This window comes from Cohnella pontilimi (assembly GCF_005049045.1).
Classification (GTDB): Bacteria; Bacillota; Bacilli; order Paenibacillales; family Paenibacillaceae; genus Cohnella; species Cohnella pontilimi.
Map to the genome: position 1 here is coordinate 131,577 of NZ_SUPK01000004.1, position 18,494 is coordinate 150,070.

Genomic DNA, 18,494 nt, shown 5'->3' on the forward strand with positions numbered 1-18,494 from the left:
CCCTGTGTTTCCCCCGCAGGGGGACGGAAGGGGGGGTCTTCCGCACTTACTTTACTTGAGTAATGGTACAAATTTGACCGGTTAAAAATTAAATTTCCCCATAGAAATTAGCTTTTTCAATGTGTTCAATAACATTAGCAATGTTCTTTTTCAGTTCATCTGAACGGTAATGTTCCATTGTCCATTTTGCAACTACCAATTTGGCAATGCCCGCCTTTTTCTTTGAAAGGTCATTCGCAATATTTGTTATATGTCCAGCAGCTAGTGGAGTCCCCTCATCAAATTTATATTTCTTTGCATAAAAAATATCAAAGGCAACAAAAGGATCAAACTCGATATCGTCAGTCTCGAATATTAGATCCTTTCTCTGTTTTTGACCGGCTCCATCATTTTCATATAAAAACTTTCTTAGGTATGGCTCAGAAGATAAAACATCATCAAAGATTTCCTTTGGTACGTAATTCTCAATTTCTCTTCCAGATGTTACCCATATATACACATAGTCTCCCAAATTTCTTCCATCATCGAAAGTCATGGTTGCTACCCGTTCAATTATCTTCACAACCCTCCCTTTCAATTCATCGGCTTCAGCACTTTTATCAGAATCACAAATAATTACAGAGTATCGACTTGTCTTAAGTAAGTTAATGTAATCATCATCATCATCAACTAGGTCATAATTAGCCAAATTGGAACCACCATACATCAGGAAAGTGTAATGCTTCCCTTCTATCAGGCTTGGATTGTTGTCACTAATCCACTTATTTACGTATGTTCGATCACTTGGACCTTCAACCCAGATTACAGTATTGCTTTGTAGTAATTGCGATGCTCTTATACCCAATTCATCCAATAAGTCATACTGCTGTAATAATTCAGTACACGGTAAAATTTTTGAAGCATTAGTCGATTTTCTATATACACGATTAATTGTCCAATTATCATTCACTTGATCTATTAATATCGAGGAATGTGTGGTAATAAAAAATTTATGTTTTGGAAAATTATTCTCAATTATTTTAACTAGTTGGACGACTGCTTCTGGATGTAAATTACTTTCTGGTTCTTCTATAAAGACATTAAGATTCCTATTTCGATTAATGTGTAGGAACGAAAGTAACATAACTAGCTGTGAGACACCTGTACCCATATTTTCAAAAGAGGCCGCAATCTCTTTCGTCCCTCTCTTTATATAAAACCTTAGTTTTTCATTAGTAGGGTCAAGTATTACCTCCGGTTCTATTAGGATTTTTTTTAACCACTCCTCCATATTTCTTTTAAACTCTCGCCATTCTGTATCTTGTTCATTACGAACTTTGATAATTTCTTGGACAATATTACTACCATCAAAATCACTTTCATTAAACTCTGCTCTATCCCTTGAATAGTGTCTAACAGGATCAACAAATACTAAACTCTCCGCAAACTGTTTCCAATATATAACCGTGTCATGAGGATACCCTATTCCCTCTACAACATTAACGTACTCGGTATTCTCTGGATTCAGTATCTTAGGATTGTTGTCTTGAAATTCTTCAAGAAGGCATAATTCATCCTCATAAAGAACCGAGAAACATGACTTTTGTTCCTCTATTTTATGCTGAGCCTTTAATCGAATTTCCTTACTCTGATGTAATGTTGGTGTAATCCCATCCACAGAAAACTCTTGGATTTCGTCAATTGCTAGTTTTAATACTATTCTAGAACCCTCTTCTGCCCATGTATCACTAATATTGAAGGAAGATGAAACATTATTAAGTAAATTGTAATTACTAAGACCATCTCTCCTTCCATGCCTAGGAGTTGCTGATCTTACCATATCTCTTATGTGAAATAGATACTTGAATAAATTGGATTTCCCTGAATTGTTTGGTCCGATGAGAATGTTAATTTTTTTTAGATCGCTAAGTGTGGCCCCTTCATCACTCGAAAAAGATCTCCAACCTGTTATTTCTATGGATTTAATATTCATTTGCTTTAATCCCTCTGTGTAATATTTCTCTCTCTAGTTATCCACCATTTGGAAATGTCTTCTACACTATAACCAGGAGGAGGACCATCAATCCAAGCCTTGTGGAATCTAACATCATTACTTTTTGGTCTAGGTGCAGGTGGATCAAACAGCACCTTTCCGGGCAATGTCATTGCATCACCTGTTACTAGGGCTTCTCCGTCCCTTAAACTGGATAATATATCAGCCTGATCGCCTAAAGTGTCAGGAAGTAAACGCTTTATTTTATTTTGATCAAGATCGTTTGTTAGTCTTAGTGTGACGAAAGTACCGCATTGGGACAACACAGTAGATGATATATTTGAAGGCCTTTGTGTAACTACAATTAAGCTTAATCCATACTTACGCCCTTCTTTAGCAACTTTCTCAACTCTTTCTAAACAGAGCGTATATTTTGATGATGAATCTTCGGGAATATAAGTATGAGCTTCCTCCAAAATTAAAGCTATTGGCAAGTTTTCAGGATCCATGTCCCAATATCTGTAATCAAAACATAGTCTAGTTAGTACCCCTACACATATGGTTCTTACTTCAGCCGGTAAACCACTTAAATCTAAAACAGAAATATATTTTTGGTTATCAGAGTCTAATCCTAAAATAAACTTAAAATAAGCGGCAAGACTCTTCTTCTCATCCATATCACGTTTTAAAAATGAGAATCTTGTATCATTATGTATACTCTGTATTTTTAAAATCATTTTATTAAATGGATCTCTTTTTGCTTCAGTTGTTTCTCCGTCACGTTTTCTGGATATTTTACCAATAAGTGTATCCATGTCAAAATATATTGGACTATCAACGGAAACTTTTTGATCTTCAGGTTCCGGTATATCTAATCTCTTCAATTCCTCAATCATTTCTTTTATGTACATTTTCTGTGTACCACCAGCTTCTGGATAGTATATGCTAATAAATTCATCTAAATCCAAAAACCAATATGGCAATGAAAAGCTATCCCATTCAATACAATTCGCCTTTTGTTGCCAGGTTCCTGAAAAAGCATTCGTATACTCATTATGAATATCAAAAAAAATTAACCTTGGTTTCGGATAACTCTCCAATATTGATTGTGCTATTCTTGCCACAGTACTACTTTTTCCGCTGCCAGTTGTACCTACAATTGCAGTATGTCTACCCAATAACTTATCTAGATTTAGATATGCATCCCCCGCTCCATTCATTGAGCGTCTGCCAACCTTGAAGTATTTTTTTCTCTCTTCTTCATCTAGATTTATTCCTAATAAGAAATTGACTTGCTCGCCATTGAGGAGAAAAGCATCACACCCAATGGATGGCAACTTATCAGCCCCGCGTGTAAATCGACCATCTACACCTTTACTTCCAATTATAGAAAGTTCAACTATTTTGTTTTCCACAATGTTCTCTCTACGCTCTACTTCTTCAATTAATACACGAGTTATTGTACATATTGTGTCTCCATGGAAACCACCGCAGTTTACAAATGATCCTACTTCTACATAAAGAGTTGTATCTCCATCTAAATTCCTTAAAGATTCCGCTTTAACTGTAACTTTGCTGCCATCAACACTTATTACCTTGCCAAAGGATAGTGCACTCTTTCTTAGATCCAAAATAACCCCTCCAATATTTCACATTTTTAGTTGCTTTGCTTCAGTATTTTCGACAAACGAATGTAAAATCCTGTATCATATTGTTGAATTTAAAAAGAACCCTTTTTTGGGTTCTTTTTAAATTCAAAAGTAAGTTTTAATCCATCATGTGTGCAAACTATATGTCTACGTTCACCGTATCATAAATAGAGCGAAAATGAAGGACGCCTCGATTCGGCGTCCTTCACAGTTGGAATGGGGTGTGAAGCTTCATCTTTACTGAGCAATACCAACCAAACTAGCCTTCTTAGGATCATATACCACATCAGTAATTGAGCCGTCGCGAATACGGCTCACCGCTTCGTCAATTACGTGCAGTGGCACGAGAAACCATTCCTGCGGCCGTACCGGGTGGCCGAAACGGTCATGAATAGTAAGGTCGAGCTGAGCCGGTGCGAAAATGCGGTGGAATAACCCCTCTAGCTTCGTACGGTTGATACCGGCCAATTTGTATGTGGCAATGACATCAACATCCGCCAACAGATAGGTGGCATCGTGCGCTGCATTGGCGATGCGGGTTTCTACTTTACCTCCAGTAACTCCAATCTTGTGAATGAGTTCACGGTGCTCCGAAACGAAGGGATGATTGGATAGGCTGCGAAGGACATAAATAGTACCACTTTCGATATCAGCTTCATCCCAAGTCTCACTGAACAAAGGCCCTAAATCAGGATCAGTCAAGCGGCGCCCAGCTTCATCTTTGTATAACGCGCGCTGCAAGGACCTGAGCAAGAGATTACTTTCGGTAGCGTTGGAGTAAATGACTCTGAGCCGCGCATCAGGATGTCCATTCGGTGCCCTAAACTCTTCTCCCTTCTCAGCTACGTAGGCAAGTTGGCCGCCCAAGACAAAGAAGTCGCCCGTGTTGACACTCGCATCCTTACCAAATGGCCGTGCTTGTCGAATGCCGGATTTGAGTTCACGCTCAGTCTGCTCAAACAGAGGCCGAAAGTGCTCGAAGTCTTGGCACTTCTCACGATTAGCAATTTCTTCTGCAGCCTGTATTTCAGCACGGGAGCGAACGTGTCGCAGTTCTGTAATGTCGGTTGGACCAGTCGCGCCTTCGAGTTCGGCGAGCAGTTCATCGTCATCCAGTGACTTTATTGGGTCGACCGGCGCAATCTCCACTCCACTTAGTAGTCCTTGATTATCAAGTGAAGCAAGAAGAGCCCGGCATTCTTCCTGTTCACGAAGGCGATCGAGTCGCACGGCGTAAAGCCTCTCAAAAATATCATTATCTTCACCATGTTGGGGCGCACGGCCATACTGTTCGACAAATTGCTGGATTTCTTCAAACCCCGCAATAATACGTTCCTCACGAGGTGTGTGAGAACGTTCCTTTACGATCTCATATTCCACACCAAGCTCTCTGAGAAGTTCGTCATCAGAAAGGCTAGACATCTATATTCCTCCTCCCCGACCTTCTGCGGCCTTCTGTTGCGCGGAATAGCGCTGCAACGCTGCGACGCCTTCCGCCATACGTTTCTCCCATGGATCTTGCGCGTTTATGTCCGGCAGTCGCCCACGTTCCTTCTTGAATTGCACAGCCCGTTCAGTCAATGCTCTGGCCTCTTCGTAGGATATGCTAACGCGCTTTGCAGCAATAACAGCCGCAACCTGTTTCAGACTATCCTCGCTTAACGCCTTGGCGAGGATCGCATATGCCTCGCTGAATGGATTGATCCGGTCGATTAGATCAATATCTAGTTCACGCACGTCCATTACGAACTTGCGAACTCCATCGATAAAGGCGGTGTTGGCGGTAGGTTCGCTGCTGCCCCCCGTTCCCCCAAGCGCAGTTTGCTTAGCCTGTTGCGCTAGGTTCAAGGCAGCGATAGCGTGCTGGCGAACCGCTTCCTGGTCCTCTTCGCCGAGTTCGGGGTACTTTTCCTTGATAATCTTGCCCATCCGAACCTGGGTCAGTTCCTCCGGCACCATTTCGTCGTCAAACAAGCCGCGCTCAATGGTATTCTTGTCCTGAACGAATGTCGCGATGACTTCGTTCAGGTCCTCTCGACATATGCGCACGGCTTCCTCGCTCTTGGGTTCGGAGAGGCCCTTGATCTCGATCTGCAACTGCCCCGTTTCGTGGTTAAAGCCGACGTTACACTTTCCTGGGTCATAACCGCCGTCTCCATAGTCAAACCCTTGCACCGGACCGTTCGCTGAATTCTTTGACTTGAACTCAAAACGAGGCGAAAGGACCTGTTCCATCAGCAAGCTGGCAGCAATGGCCTTCAGGGTATCATTCACGGCCTCGGTAACGGCCTGCTCGGAGGCATCAGGTTCGGCAATCAGATTGGTAAATCGAGCGCGAGTTTTGCCAGGCGCGTCGCGGGTTGCGCGGCCGATGATTTGTACAATCTCAGTGAGACTCGCCCGATAGCCAACCGTAAGTGCGTGCTCACACCAAATCCAGTCAAAGCCTTCCTTAGCCATTCCAAGCGCGATGATGATGTCCACATGATCGCGATTATTCTTATGGGCAGGATCTTTCAAAGCGGCAGACACCCGGTCGCGCTTCGTCGGGTCGTCATCCACCAGATCGGCGATCCGGAGGATTCGGCCGCTTGGCGTCTTGACCTGCTGAAAGCCGGTCGCGGCGTCAGTCCCTTGCCATTCCCCCAACTCTTCAATGATGTGCTCCACTTCCCTGATCTTGTCCTTCGTGCTCTCGCGTGAATTGACATTCGGGATGTGGATGATGGTTTTCTCAGCCGGGTCGAGCACTTTAAGGATGTCATTGGTGTATGAGCCGGAGTAGAAGAAATAGCCGATGTCCAGTTGCTTCAAATATTCGTAACCATTAAGTTGCTCGTAGTAAGTATAGGTGACGGTGTCGAACTTCGACTCGTCCTGCGGGGCTAGCACTGCCTCAGCATCGCCTCGGAAATAAGAACCGGTCATCGCCACGATATGCACAAGATCGCGGGCGATAAACTGTCCGAGATGCAGGCCGAGTTTGTTATCAGGGTTCGACGAAACATGGTGAAACTCATCAACGGCGATCAGTCTGTTATCGAATGCCTCCACCCCAAACTCATCGACAGCGAATCGGAAGGTAGCATGTGTACAGACTAATACCTTGTCGTTGCTTTCGAGGAACGCGCCAACGGATTTTACCTTGCCGCCATTATCCGAACCCGGCGCGTTGCAAAGGTTCCATTTTGGCTCCACACTCCAGTCGGCCCAAAAGCCAAACTGGCTCAGCGGCTCATTGTTGAAGCTCGAACCAATTGACTTCTCCGGTACCACAATGATCGCCTGCTTGAGCCCTTGATTCTGAAGTTTATCGAGGGCGATGAACATTAGCGCCCGGCTCTTACCAGATGCCGGCGGTGACTTAATAAGTAGGTACTGCTCGCCGCGCCGTTCATAGGCTCGTTCCTGCATCGTTCGCATTCCCAGCGCATTGGCCTTAGTCGAGTTCCCGTTGCGTGCGTATGTCACAGTAATAGTAGGGATCGATTTATTTCCGTTAGTCACGCGTCTACCCCCTTCTTTTTCTTATTAGTCAGTTTCGTAGAGGTCGTCATCTTGGTGTAAAGCTCGAACAGTTTTTCCAGCCGTTCGGTGTCGTTGCGGAAACGACGGCCAACATAGATACGCTCTAGTACTTCATCGTTACGCTTATGCGCCTCGCGTAGATCAGCAGGCATGTTGTCCGGGTCATAAAGTTCGGCGATCGTCGCTGGAAAGTGTGCCTCACGCGCCAATAGAATGTCCTCGGCACAATGGGTAAGGTCGGCCTTGTTCTTCTCCGTCAGTGTAGAGACGGGGAATGTGTTCCATCCTATTGTATTTGAGTACCTTAATCGAGTCTCTAATTGTCCACAAACCGTTTTGACCCACACCATATGCAATCGCGAAGCTATTACGGCCATATTCCAAAGAGGCGCGTCGAAAAGAACAAAGGCAAGATTACTTACTATTGTTTCCGCTGTCGCAAGCCCTACCGGAAGATACTCGCGGCTCTCCGATGATACGGTAGCAACAACAATACAATTCTTTTTTGGATGGCCCGCAACCTGGACGAATCGATGCGGTTGTGATGCAAATTTCCTAGTTGATTCCGCAGCCGATTGGAGGCGGTTCTCTGCCACCAATTTCAATCGCTGCGCTATAAATTCACTTTTCCTTGATACCTCTACCGCGTCGTCTTCAATCCACAGGCAATACCGAAGCCTACCGTTTATCAATTCGTCCGAACCGACAAATCGCTTGATGAAGGGCCGAGCAGTGACGTCTTCAGCCATAACCTTCGCTGCCAGTTCACTATCCAGTAACAGATGCCCACCATCACGCGGCATGTTGCCGAACAGCATAGGCGACTGCTGGCCAATAGGATTATTGGTATTCTGCACATAGGCTAGGCTATTTGGTACCAGATACGGGCCTATTGCCGAGCACTGCTTAACCAAGCCATCCTGATACAGCCTTTTCGGCGAAACGGAACTCTTTCCTAAGCCGACGATCACCACGGTAACACCTGCGTTATGGCTGGCCAGATTGGCCCACTTAAAAGATGTGTGTGCAAAGCGGATTTCACACCCTCGCTGAAACACCACTGGCCACACATCAATGGCTTGCTGACCCTGACAAACACTGTTGGTGGCTACAAATGCGCCAACAGCGCTCGGCTCAGTGTCAATGTAGTCCATTATTTTTGCGAACCACCCTGTGACGTAATCCGTTGTCTTGGCGAGCTTTGGGTGTTTCGACCATGAATTGGCCAGGTCCTTTTTCTGCTCGTCAGTTTGCCACTTACTACCTTTGTACGGTGGGTTGCCGCAGATGTACGTTTCGCCTCCCTCATTCTCGAAGTCGATCTCCGCTTGATCCAATGGCGTGCTGAAAAGATCATCGGTATGGATTTTCACACCTGTTCCAGTTGGTGGGCAAATACTCAGCCAATCTAGCCACAGAGCATTTCCGCAGGTGATCCAGTTGTCAGCAGATAGTGGCAAAAATTCGGCAAGGGCGAGTGTTGGTCCACGATAAAGTACATTGCATTGGTATTCTGCGATAATGAGGGCGAGACGCGCAATTTCAGCTGAAAAATGGCGCAGTTCGATGCCACGGAAGTTGGTCAACGGTATGTCGCTCTCACGCCCATGTTCGCCGCGTCGTTCGTTGATAATATTTTCTATCTCCCGCATTTGCTTATATGCAATGACTAGGAAGTTACCTGAGCCACAGGCAGGATCAAAAACCCTAATCCTGGATAAACGTTTCCGCAAGTTGAGCAACATTCGAGGATTGTCGCCCGCTGCTTCAAGCTGGGTTCGCAAGTCATCCAAGTACAGAGGATCGAGTACCTTCAGGATGTTTGGCACACTCGTGTAATGCATGCCGAGCGCACCACGTTCCTCATCGTCCGCAACCGCTTGGATCATCGAGCCGAAGATGTCAGGGTTTATCTTGGTCCAGTCAAGATTACCGATGTGCAGAAGGTAGGAGCGCGCAATTTTGCTAAACTTGGGGACATCTACACTGTCAGAAAAAAGTCCCCCGTTCACATAAGGGAACGTGTCGGCCCAGCGTGGTAATTTCACTTTTTCGCGGTCAAGATTATTCGTGTTCATGGCGCGGAAGATTTCACTAATCACTTCATGCGTATTTGAAGCATCAGTTGCACTCATCTGCTCGATCGTGTCGGTAAACAGACGTATCCCGCTAAAGATACCGGTATCTTCGGCAAAAAAGCAAAATATCAGTCGAGCCATAAAGTGGTTCATCTCATGACGCCGTTCGGTTGTTCCCCACTGCGGATTGTCTTTCAGCAGCTCGACATAGAGCCGGTTCAACCGACCTGTCGCACGAATATCGAAAGAGCTGTCGCGTACCTGCTTAACGGTCGTGATCCCGGCAAGTGACAAGAAAAAGCCAAAGTGATTCGGGAAATCCTGATAGGCACAAACGAGCGGTGGTTCATCAGAATCAAGCTCCTCCGCCTGAAAATCCACGCCATCTGTAGCAAGAATATATCGTGCTCTCGCTCTGATTGTGGCTCGGCTCTCTTTCAGTGCAGCTAGTGTCTTATAAACTTCGCCATGTTGAGCAACCGCGATATGAATGTTGTTCGTTTGTAGGACACCGCCCAGGTCCGACTTATTCGATTCGCCTGAGCGCAGGCGCTTGATTGTCGTTTCCTTGTTTCCGAACGCCCGCAGGAAGGCAAACGGAAACTCATCCTTATCAAAAGGTTGGGTCGCTAATTCGGAAACGGCTGCTTCAATCTCTACCGGGTTCATGCTATTTTTCCTCCAAGTTCAGTTCTGTTGCCGACATGAAGCCGTAGTGCATTCACTACGGCGATAGTAAAGGCTATGCCGATATGTGTCTCTCAAAGTTTGCAAAGACATTTCATATAACTAGATTACCATATTCAAAACAAAAATGGCCTATCTAGGTTGCTAACCTAGACGGCCATAGAGACTATGATAAAAATTAATATGCTTTATTTCTCCAGATCAAAGCACAGATTCGAATTATTAAATTAACGAATCGGACATAACGTACAGCATATAATCTTCAATCAGCTTTTCCACAAATGATTCCTGGTGCGCCTTTCTACCGGTCTGACGCATAATTTCACATAATCGTTCGTCCCAAGGCACCTTCATCTTATTGAGTTTTTCCATCTCATTTTCATCGAACGAAGGTCCGGGATAACGAAATAGAGAAGCAGCCTGATATGTTTCAACATCGAACCTCCATGCGGCAAATTGTTCCGGAAACATCCTGTACAGGGATTGTCCCATCAGCAACCCTTTTACATCAAAATCACCGGAATAATATAGTTGGCATTTAGGCCCGGAGGCTTCCAAGCATCTCTGGATCCAGCGAATTGCCGCCGAACTGGCGGGGCCGCTCGTGCAGATCAACGCCGGCGGCGCATGATCGGAATGATCGACTGGCTGCCTGATTGAATCTAATACTGCAGAGAAGACGGCTGGATTCTCAACCACATAGATTCGCGAGCATCGGGGAAACCGCTCTTCCGCGTCCACTTGCCGAAGCGTCCAGACCGTCGGTACAATAGGTTTGTCAGACTCCGGAATAAACCAATGGACAATAGAAGACAGATCATCGTCCAGAATGCCGAATTGACGGTAGAATTCACGAAGTTTCAGCGTCGCGGAACCGTCATGGCGATCCGGTATGCCGTCACTCGATTCCTCGTCGAACGGAATATCGGACACTTTGGATCTCAACGCTGCTATCAGCATTCTGCCGGCTGGTCTGTCCAAATCCAGCGCGTGTGCATCTCCACTGGCGCGGGCAGCCAAAACCGGCATCCGGATCTGCGCATTTGTAACGCCTTCTTGTTCCTCGAACAATTGGTTCAGCGCATGCATCACAATGCGGAGCGACATGAGAGCGTTATCCGGATCCGCGTTGTAACACTCGCGAAGCGTACGGTAGCCAGCCCCTGCGCCTTGCTCCATCAGCGTCAGCCACTCCTCCCCGAGCCGACAGAACGATCCGCTCTCCGTCTCCCGTAGTTTGGCGAAGAGACTGCGCCACCGCCGGCCATAGCCCAGCATCCTCTCGCTCTTTGTCAATAAAGGCGTTCCTTCAAGCATGCTATGCAGTTGAAGCATGCTGATCGCGAACGCCGATTCCCGCAGCTCCTGATCGAACAAGCGCAACGGAATCGGCACCGAATCGCCCGGTCTGAAATCCCACCCGAAGAAGGAATTTAAAGCTTCGCACTCTGCTTCAGACACGTGTTCGACAACGGCCTGACCGCCAATCCGCCCCAGTGAAACGTATTTTTTCCACACCGCCTTCAGAGGGCGTCGAAACCCGGGTCGATCGAAATATATTTGGGCGCGTCGCATCACATCCGCTTCAGGTTTCACGTCGCGTCACCCTTATCCTGCACGTACTCTTTCACCCGTCCATTCCACCGGTAACGGAACAACGTGACGAAATCGACATCCTTCGGCCGGTAGATTTCATAGATAGCCAGCTGCGGCACCGTATCATAGCAGCCCCACAGCACCTGCGAAGTCATCATGTAGTCGAAGCCCATCTCCGTAAGCAATTGGAACATATCTCGCATGTTTTCCTCGTCGACACCCGCGAACGCTTCGTCCAGCGAAATCAACCGCGGCGCATCCGCCCGCGCGTCGGAATAGCGTGACCAGGTTGCGGCAAACAGTGGAATGTACATGGCCATCGCCTTTTCCCCGCCGCTTAGCACGTTGAATCGGGAGTCTGACAGCGGTCGGTATGCGGTTTGCTCGCCTTTTCGATATTTCAGCTCGAATTCGAACCAATTCCGATAGTCAAGCACTTCGTACAGATGCTTGCGCAACGACTCCTTCTCGCTCTGCGCCGTTTGTTTGGCATAGCCGATTTGGTAACGGAAATGCTGGATCATGGCGTCGATCTCGTCTTCGCGCAGCCGGTGCGAATCCCGTTTCAACAATTCGACCAGCGCTGCGGTATCCATCTGCTGCTCATTCTGCGCCGCCTTTGGATCCCAGTCGAGCTTCAACCTCAGACCGCTCGACGTATTCCGCTCCTCCATGAGCCGGTTCATCCGTTTAACCCAGCTTTCCGCCCGATGGATCCGTTGACGGATCGCTTTGCCGACGCTGCGCAGGATGATTTCTTCATATAGCTCCCGGTCCTTTTCGTTGAGCAGAACGCTTTGTTCCTGTTCGTCCCGCGTCAATTCCTCGACCAGTAGCTGCGGAGACAAAGGATGAGCGCGGTCTCGCATCGACCGGATGACGATTCGACCGGTTTCTTCTTCGATATCAATTTCCAAAACGTAATCCGTCAGCAGGCTACGAACCTCGTTGTAAAGTCCGAGCAGCGTATTGTTCACCGTATCCGCGTTTTTGCCGAGAAACGCCGCGTCGTATTTGTGCTTGATATCCGAAGCGATGCGTGTCGTTTCGGTCTGCTCCGATTGCCCTTCGTCGGACGAATACCTTTCTCGCCATTCCGCTATCAGATTTCGCCGCATTTCCCGATGCCAGCTAGCAACGGAAATCTGCAATGCCTCTGCGAGCCCCGTCTCCTGTTTTTGATACAATCGGACGCTCTCATCGGCTCTGGCGGCTGCGTCTTTAGCCTTGTCCAGCTTGTCGTCGAACGCCTTGCGCTCGTTGCCCAGCCGCTCCCTGTCCGCTTTCAACGTTTCAATGCGCCGCGAGATGTCGGCAAGCCCCAATTCCTCCATCAACTTGCGAAGCGTATCGACCTGCGCGCGCAGTGACAGCCGCCGTTCATCCAGCTCAACCGTCAGCATCTCATCGTCTTCGATAGACGCCGTGAGCGTCTCCTTTTCATCCGTCAGCACGCCGATTCGATTCGCCGTCTCTACGCTCCGGCTCCACGCGGAATGCAGCCCGCCAATCAAGCTATCGTAATCCCGCGTAATGGATACGGCTTCTTCTAGATCTCTCAGCCGCTTCAAACGCGTCCAGCCCGCGGTCAGTTCGTTCACTTGCCGTTGCAGGTCGCGCCATAGCGTCGTTTTATCTTTAAACCGCTCCAAAGCGCGGTTTTCTTGAGTTAATGCGGCGTCCAGACGATACGACGCTTCAAGTAGTGCATGCAAGCCCTGTTCCAATGCGGAAAATGCAGGGAAAGCGTCCCCTTCGGCTTGCAGCACCTGCTCCCGCTCCTGAATTGCAGCAATGCGGGAGTCGAGCTCCTCTAACTGCTTGCCTAGAAGCTCCAATTCGCTCTGCAGTCGGGCGACTTCGAGCATTCTCGTCCTTTTGCGCGTCTCCTTGCCGATGTATTCGGCACGAGATTTGGCTGCCGTCGCCCCGGCCAAAGGACCGAGCTGAAACATGCCGGACCCTGATAATACCGCGCCAAACGATTCGTAGCCGCCGATGTCTCCTTCTTCCACCCATAAGAACGTGCGCAGCACCGCGTGAATCGTTTCTGCCCGCAATCCGCTTCCTTCCGAAGGCGAAGGTACCAGCACATCTGCCAGAGTATAACCTATTTCATGCGGTTGAGCGGTGATCCACAGTTCTTCTTGTCCGTCCTCTAGCGGTCCCAGTCGGCCGTCCGGAGAAATCCACGCGTCGAGCAGACCGGAACGCTCCAACGCTTCCTCGATCCTCGCCTTCTGCACCTCGTCCACACCTACCTGGAAGTCGCACACGGCGAACAGTGGCGATCCGCTTCCTACCGGCTGCGCGCGACGCCGCTGCGCGCGCGCCTCGCTGCGGGGCGGTTCCGGCTCGCGGCTGTCCTCCCACGTCCGCTTATCTTCCCGCAGCTGATCTTGTCTGCGCTCCAGCTCCTTCTTCTCATGCCGGAGTTGCAACCGTTCCCCCGCCAGCCAATCACGCCGGACGGCAAGCGCGTTTAGCATGGGTGCGCGAATCGGCTCAGGCGAGCGAGACTCTGGTCCGAACGCCGTCACCGCCTGGAAAGTCTCGTGGACGCGTACATCGTCGAACGGCACTTCCTGAAGCGTCCCACGCCATAACAACACCGCTTCGCGATATGCTTCCTTGCCGGATTCCAGCGATTTGTCCGCCTCCGCTCGCCCCCGCTCCCGTTCGTCCCGTTGCTTACGCGCCTCGCCCAGCTCCGTTTCCAGTTCTTGCGCGATCCTCGCCGCTTCACGCTCTTCGCGCGCTTTGCCCAAGGCAGTCTCCAACCGCTCGCGATGCTGACGCAGGTCACGTTTCCAAGGCTCCCGCCAGCGGTCGTCCTCCGGTTGACCCCTGTCCCAGTATCGATGGTAAACCGGATGCTCGGCGAACTCGAGATCCTGCGCTAACGACTCCAGTTCCTGAAGCGTTTGCCGCTGCTCCGACGCATAGCGGCTGCGCTTCTGCTCCAGTTCGTCCAAATCGCGGGCAACCGCCGACTGTTTCATACGCTGTTTGCCCAAACGTTCTTGTGTCCGTTCAAGGTGCTTCTCCGTTTCCGATAAGGAAGAAGCCGCTGCTTCCAGTTCCCGCTGCTTTCCGACCACCTCGTGATTCTCCAACACGTCGATCTCTGCCGACATTTGCCTAAACGCCGCTTCCGTACGGCTGATGTCTGCTATTGCCGCCTGCTTCGCTTCTTCAGCCTCCGACCGCTTCGCTTCCAGTACCGCCATGCGGCTTCTATGCGCGGAATACTCGGCATTTCGCTCCAACAGCTGCACCGACTGATCGTATAGCGTCCGTTTGTTGTAACGATCGTAGGCGTCTTGAAGCTTCTCCATCTCCTTCCTATGGAGACGAAGCTCGTCCAGCCGGTCGGCAATCTGATCCATGTCCTCCAGCACTTCGGACAAAGGCCTCAAGTCTTCCTCCTGCAGCGGCGGCAAGGAATCGTGCAGGATGTCATAGATCGCCGACGGCTTGAAGTCTTTGGACAGCTTTGGGCTTCTGAGCTGAATCATGAGATGCAGTAAATCTTGAAACGCTTCCGCGTCGGCGAACCCGAACAGCTGCTTGTTCACCATGTCTCGATAAGACGCTTGATCCTGAACAACCTGGCCGCCGGAGTTTATTGTCTTCTCCAGATCCTGTCTGCTGAGTGGAATACGCGTATGATGCTCGAACCAATGGTTCCGGTCGTACAGCCAGAAATTTTCGCCGATCCGCCGGCCGTCATCCAGCAGGAAGCCCCAGAACTGGACTTGACCTCCGCGACGCGCGCGCAAACCGATGCCGATCGTTTTAGTCAAGCCTTTCGACGGATTCGCGAACTCCATCCACAAATAACCGGTTACGTCCGATTTCCCGCTGTCCGCTTCTCCGAGCAAATAATATTCGATTCTGCGATCCCGAGACCCGAAAGGGTCCAATCGATGCGAGCGCTTATCACCGTCGAGCACGAGAGGGAGAAAACTTTGCATTGTAACGGATTTGCCCGAACCGTTCGCTCCCCGCAATATGATCCGACCTTCCTCGAGCTCAAACACTTCTTCGTCGTAATACCAAAAATTAAGCAGTCCAAAACGCATCATCCGCCACCTGGCATCAAGCCCTTCCTGCACGTTCATTTCCACCGCCATCACCGTCGACCTCCTTTGATTCGTTAATCCAGATCAAAATCTGTATTCGCGTATTCAGCGTTCCAACGCGCAACAACCGGCGAGACCAGAAAATGGTTCGCATCCTCCCACTCGCCAAGCCGCCATTGTTCCATATGTTCAAAACAAAATTCAGCCAGCAGGGCGGAGGACGATTCCCGGAACTCCTTGCTCCAATATTCACGATGGCGTTCTTGCAGTCTCAGCAACAGCCCCTCCATCTCCGAACGTTCTAATCGGACGGAGCCATCCGGCTCCATGTAAAACCGGCTGCCTTCCTGATTCATCTGCCGCCGCAATTCGCCCGCAATAAGCAGTACCAGGTCCGAAACTCCGGACAAGGTGGGGAACAGCGCCGCTTCACCGGTCAATTCTGGATGGAAGAATAGCAATCCTTCCCGGTACCTGCGGCCTTCCATGCCGAGCATTCGTTGCATGTGATCCATGATGTATCGCCGCTGCATTAACACATAAGGGAGAGAATCGTCGTCCCAATATCTGTCTAGCACAACCGGTTCCAGTAAAAATCTGCGGAATACCCGGTGTCGCTTTCGGATATTTTGTCCGTCCGGGGTGTCGGCGTACAGAATCGGGTCCGCCAAATCTTCCATCGAGCTGTACGTGGTCAAATCTTGCGGAAACCGTCTCAAAACGTAGCGGGAGTGCGGAGAACATTCGTAGAGTGCATTTTTGTTTTCATTTTGCGCCCAATCATTCTCGTCTCCGTCCACCATGATGAGTACGCCGAGTGAAGTAAGCTTCTTCAGTGCTCGTGCCATCGACAGACGGTGGTGGTAATGTCTCCAGTCCGACTCGAGGCCGCCGATCGCCATCTGCTCTCTGACTTCTTCCACAATGTCTGACAGCAGGAACTGGTCCATCTCCGTTTTGCCTTCCAAATACCACAGACAATATGTGAAAAATACGTAGTCCCGAACTTCCCGGAATTCCTCGAAGCCCATCCAGGCATGCGGTACTACCGGCGTCCGCTCCAGCTTCGCCAAGCTTCGGGTCACGATCAACGGAAACCCGGCTTGATCCATGAACCACTCCCGCAACTCCTCGTAATGATCTTTTATTGAGAAATAAAGATCTTGATCCTCTTCTTTCAAAATCCATGGCCGATTTAGCAACGCGTGAACACAGGCTTGTTTGCGTTCCTGCGCTTGTGCCGAATTAACTTCCGAGCGTAACGTCCGCCTGGCGCGTTGGATGGCCATGTTTCCACGTCCCCTCATGCGTCAAGTGCCTCCTTCCGTCGTCACCGCCGCTTGTCTGGCCGCTTCCGTCAAGGCAAACACGAACTCATAATCCGGCAGGTGGAGCTCACCGTCTTCCGAAATCAACTCCGTGCGCTCCTTCGTTTTGGCATTCATCATCGCAACCCGAACTCCTTCCGGTGTTACGAAAGCGTGATTCGGCGCAGAATTGCATCTGCCGATCCAGTGAAGAAGCCGAATCCGGGTTTGCACAGATACAGTTCCCAACTCCGAAATCCGCAGCCGACCCCGTTCCGCCAATTCGCGAATCGCTTCCCATTCTTCCGCCTGCCGCTTGAGGAAAAATTGTCTCTCTCTTCGTTTCCGCTCCTCATTTTCCGGAACAGGTTCTGTGTCTTGCTTGCCGGTTCTTTTGCGGCTCCGGGAACGAAGCATGCGAACGGTCGGTGCTTCGTCCCACATCGATTGTTCCGCTCGGTCGGAATGCCGCAAGTCTTCACCCTGCAGATGACGCGTCTGAAACAATCCGAACGTTAGTCCGGCAAGCCGGTGGGCATCGCCCAGTTTTTGTGTCCGAGCGAACCATTGCCCGAGGTGCTCCAACTCTTTTTTTCGACTCACACCGGATCGCTTACGCTCCTGCATCCGGATCACGCTGCGTACGATGCGAGCGATGGCGTCCTTCGTCGCCCGCTCGAGCAAAGTAAGTTCAGAAGGTGTAACGCCGTTTCCTAGAAACCACCGGTGCAAGTTGGACCAACCCTGATGTAGCTCAGCCATCAGCGCATCCGGGGACGGCGTCTCTTCCAGCCTCGGCTTGTCCAGTTCCGTATTCACGACCTGTGCCAAAAACATGTCTCGGACGCTCTCGTGAATACGCTCCAAGTTGCCTTCAATTTTATAAGCACTTCGCTGCAACGCCTGGATAAAATTTTGCAAATAATTCGTTAAGCGATCTTTAAATATGAGGAACGATTCGGCCACCATCATCTCTTCCGCTTTCGCAGTTTGCAGGCTCGCGATGTAATCGGCCGCGTTCTCATGCAGCCGCTTGAACGCGTCGTATAGCGTCGCCCACAGCTCCAGCGCGACTTCCGGCGACGATTCCCATCCCATGCTTCTAATGGCGAACAGCTTTTCGGCAATCGAATCGAACAGCGTCGATTCCAAGGACCCCCCGTATCCAGTCACCTTCTCGAGAGTCTCCAGCAATCTTTCAATCTCGATGGAATAGGGCCGCAAAAGGTATTGCATATTCTTTTTCATATACTCTTCCAACGTTGCCGCCCGTCCGCCGTCGTGCCTCGAGGCGAGGTTACCCCATTCCTCAAGCTGCTCCAAATCCGATACGCATTGATCGAGCGTGTAGGTTGGCAGCACATTCCATTCCAGGACGCCCGTATATACTTCTTCGGGCTTCATCCAATATCGGAGCCGCTTATATTCCTGATAGAAAAACCGCATAATTGCCCGATATCGCACCACATTATCTGCATTCACATATTTCAGTTCGGGCACGCTTCGCAATGTTTGGTTGGCAATCGACAGATCTAACATGTTTCACCCCCTATTTCCTGTTCGTTCATCACTAACACCATATAAGCAATTAG

At 49.4% G+C, this 18,494-nt stretch carries 9 protein-coding genes; all 9 read right to left on the reverse strand.

Annotated features, from left to right (window positions below):
• Positions 1–88: 88 nt before the first annotated feature.
• Positions 89–1,972: an ATP-dependent nuclease gene (locus tag E5161_RS09450; RefSeq protein WP_136777480.1), complete on the reverse strand. Its 1,884-nt coding sequence runs from the start codon at positions 1,970–1,972 to the stop codon at positions 89–91.
• Positions 1,973–1,977: 5 nt separating this feature from the next.
• Positions 1,978–3,603, reverse strand: coding sequence for an ATP-binding protein (locus E5161_RS09455; protein ID WP_136777481.1), 1,626 nt, complete (start codon positions 3,601–3,603; stop codon positions 1,978–1,980).
• Between the two features lie 255 nt (positions 3,604–3,858).
• Complete coding sequence (locus E5161_RS09460) at positions 3,859–5,043, reverse strand: GIY-YIG nuclease family protein (protein ID WP_136777482.1); 1,185 nt, start codon at positions 5,041–5,043, stop codon at positions 3,859–3,861.
• Positions 5,044–7,128, reverse strand: coding sequence for a DEAD/DEAH box helicase (locus E5161_RS09465; protein WP_136777483.1), 2,085 nt, complete (start codon positions 7,126–7,128; stop codon positions 5,044–5,046). It abuts the gene before it with no gap.
• Positions 7,125–9,896 carry a class I SAM-dependent DNA methyltransferase gene (locus tag E5161_RS09470; protein WP_136777484.1) on the reverse strand — a complete coding sequence of 924 codons (2,772 nt, stop codon included), beginning with the start codon at positions 9,894–9,896 and terminating at the stop codon, positions 7,125–7,127. The genes E5161_RS09465 and E5161_RS09470 overlap by 4 nt, the downstream gene beginning before the upstream one ends.
• Before the next feature lie 240 nt (positions 9,897–10,136).
• A complete protein-coding gene (locus E5161_RS09475) occupies positions 10,137–11,510 on the reverse strand; it encodes a TIGR02679 domain-containing protein (RefSeq protein WP_246042165.1) in 1,374 nt (457 codons plus the stop codon).
• The gene (locus tag E5161_RS09480; protein ID WP_136777485.1) at positions 11,507–15,646 is read right to left on the reverse strand and encodes a TIGR02680 family protein; all 4,140 of its coding nucleotides are present in this window, start codon (positions 15,644–15,646) and stop codon (positions 11,507–11,509) included. Before E5161_RS09480 ends, E5161_RS09475 begins: the two co-directional genes overlap by 4 nt.
• Before the next feature lie 23 nt (positions 15,647–15,669).
• Positions 15,670–16,884: a TIGR02678 family protein gene (locus E5161_RS09485; protein WP_246042166.1), complete on the reverse strand. Its 1,215-nt coding sequence runs from the start codon at positions 16,882–16,884 to the stop codon at positions 15,670–15,672.
• A 21-nt stretch (positions 16,885–16,905) separates the two neighbouring features.
• A complete protein-coding gene (locus E5161_RS09490; protein ID WP_136777487.1) occupies positions 16,906–18,441 on the reverse strand; it encodes a TIGR02677 family protein in 1,536 nt (511 codons plus the stop codon).
• Positions 18,442–18,494: the final 53 nt, after the last annotated feature.

Bases quoted from the DNA above. Each gene is read 5' to 3' on its own strand.
- E5161_RS09450 (WP_136777480.1), bottom strand. From the start codon at position 1,972: ATGAATATTAAATCCATAGAAATAACAGGTTGGAGATCTTTTTCGAGT.
- E5161_RS09460 (WP_136777482.1), bottom strand. From the start codon at position 5,043: ATGTCTAGCCTTTCTGATGACGAACTTCTCAGAGAGCTTGGTGTGGAA.
- E5161_RS09470 (WP_136777484.1), bottom strand. From the start codon at position 9,896: ATGAACCCGGTAGAGATTGAAGCAGCCGTTTCCGAATTAGCGACCCAA.
- E5161_RS09480 (WP_136777485.1), bottom strand. From the start codon at position 15,646: ATGGCGGTGGAAATGAACGTGCAGGAAGGGCTTGATGCCAGGTGGCGG.
- E5161_RS09485 (WP_246042166.1), bottom strand. From the start codon at position 16,884: ATGGCCATCCAACGCGCCAGGCGGACGTTACGCTCGGAAGTTAATTCG.
- E5161_RS09490 (WP_136777487.1), bottom strand. From the start codon at position 18,441: ATGTTAGATCTGTCGATTGCCAACCAAACATTGCGAAGCGTGCCCGAA.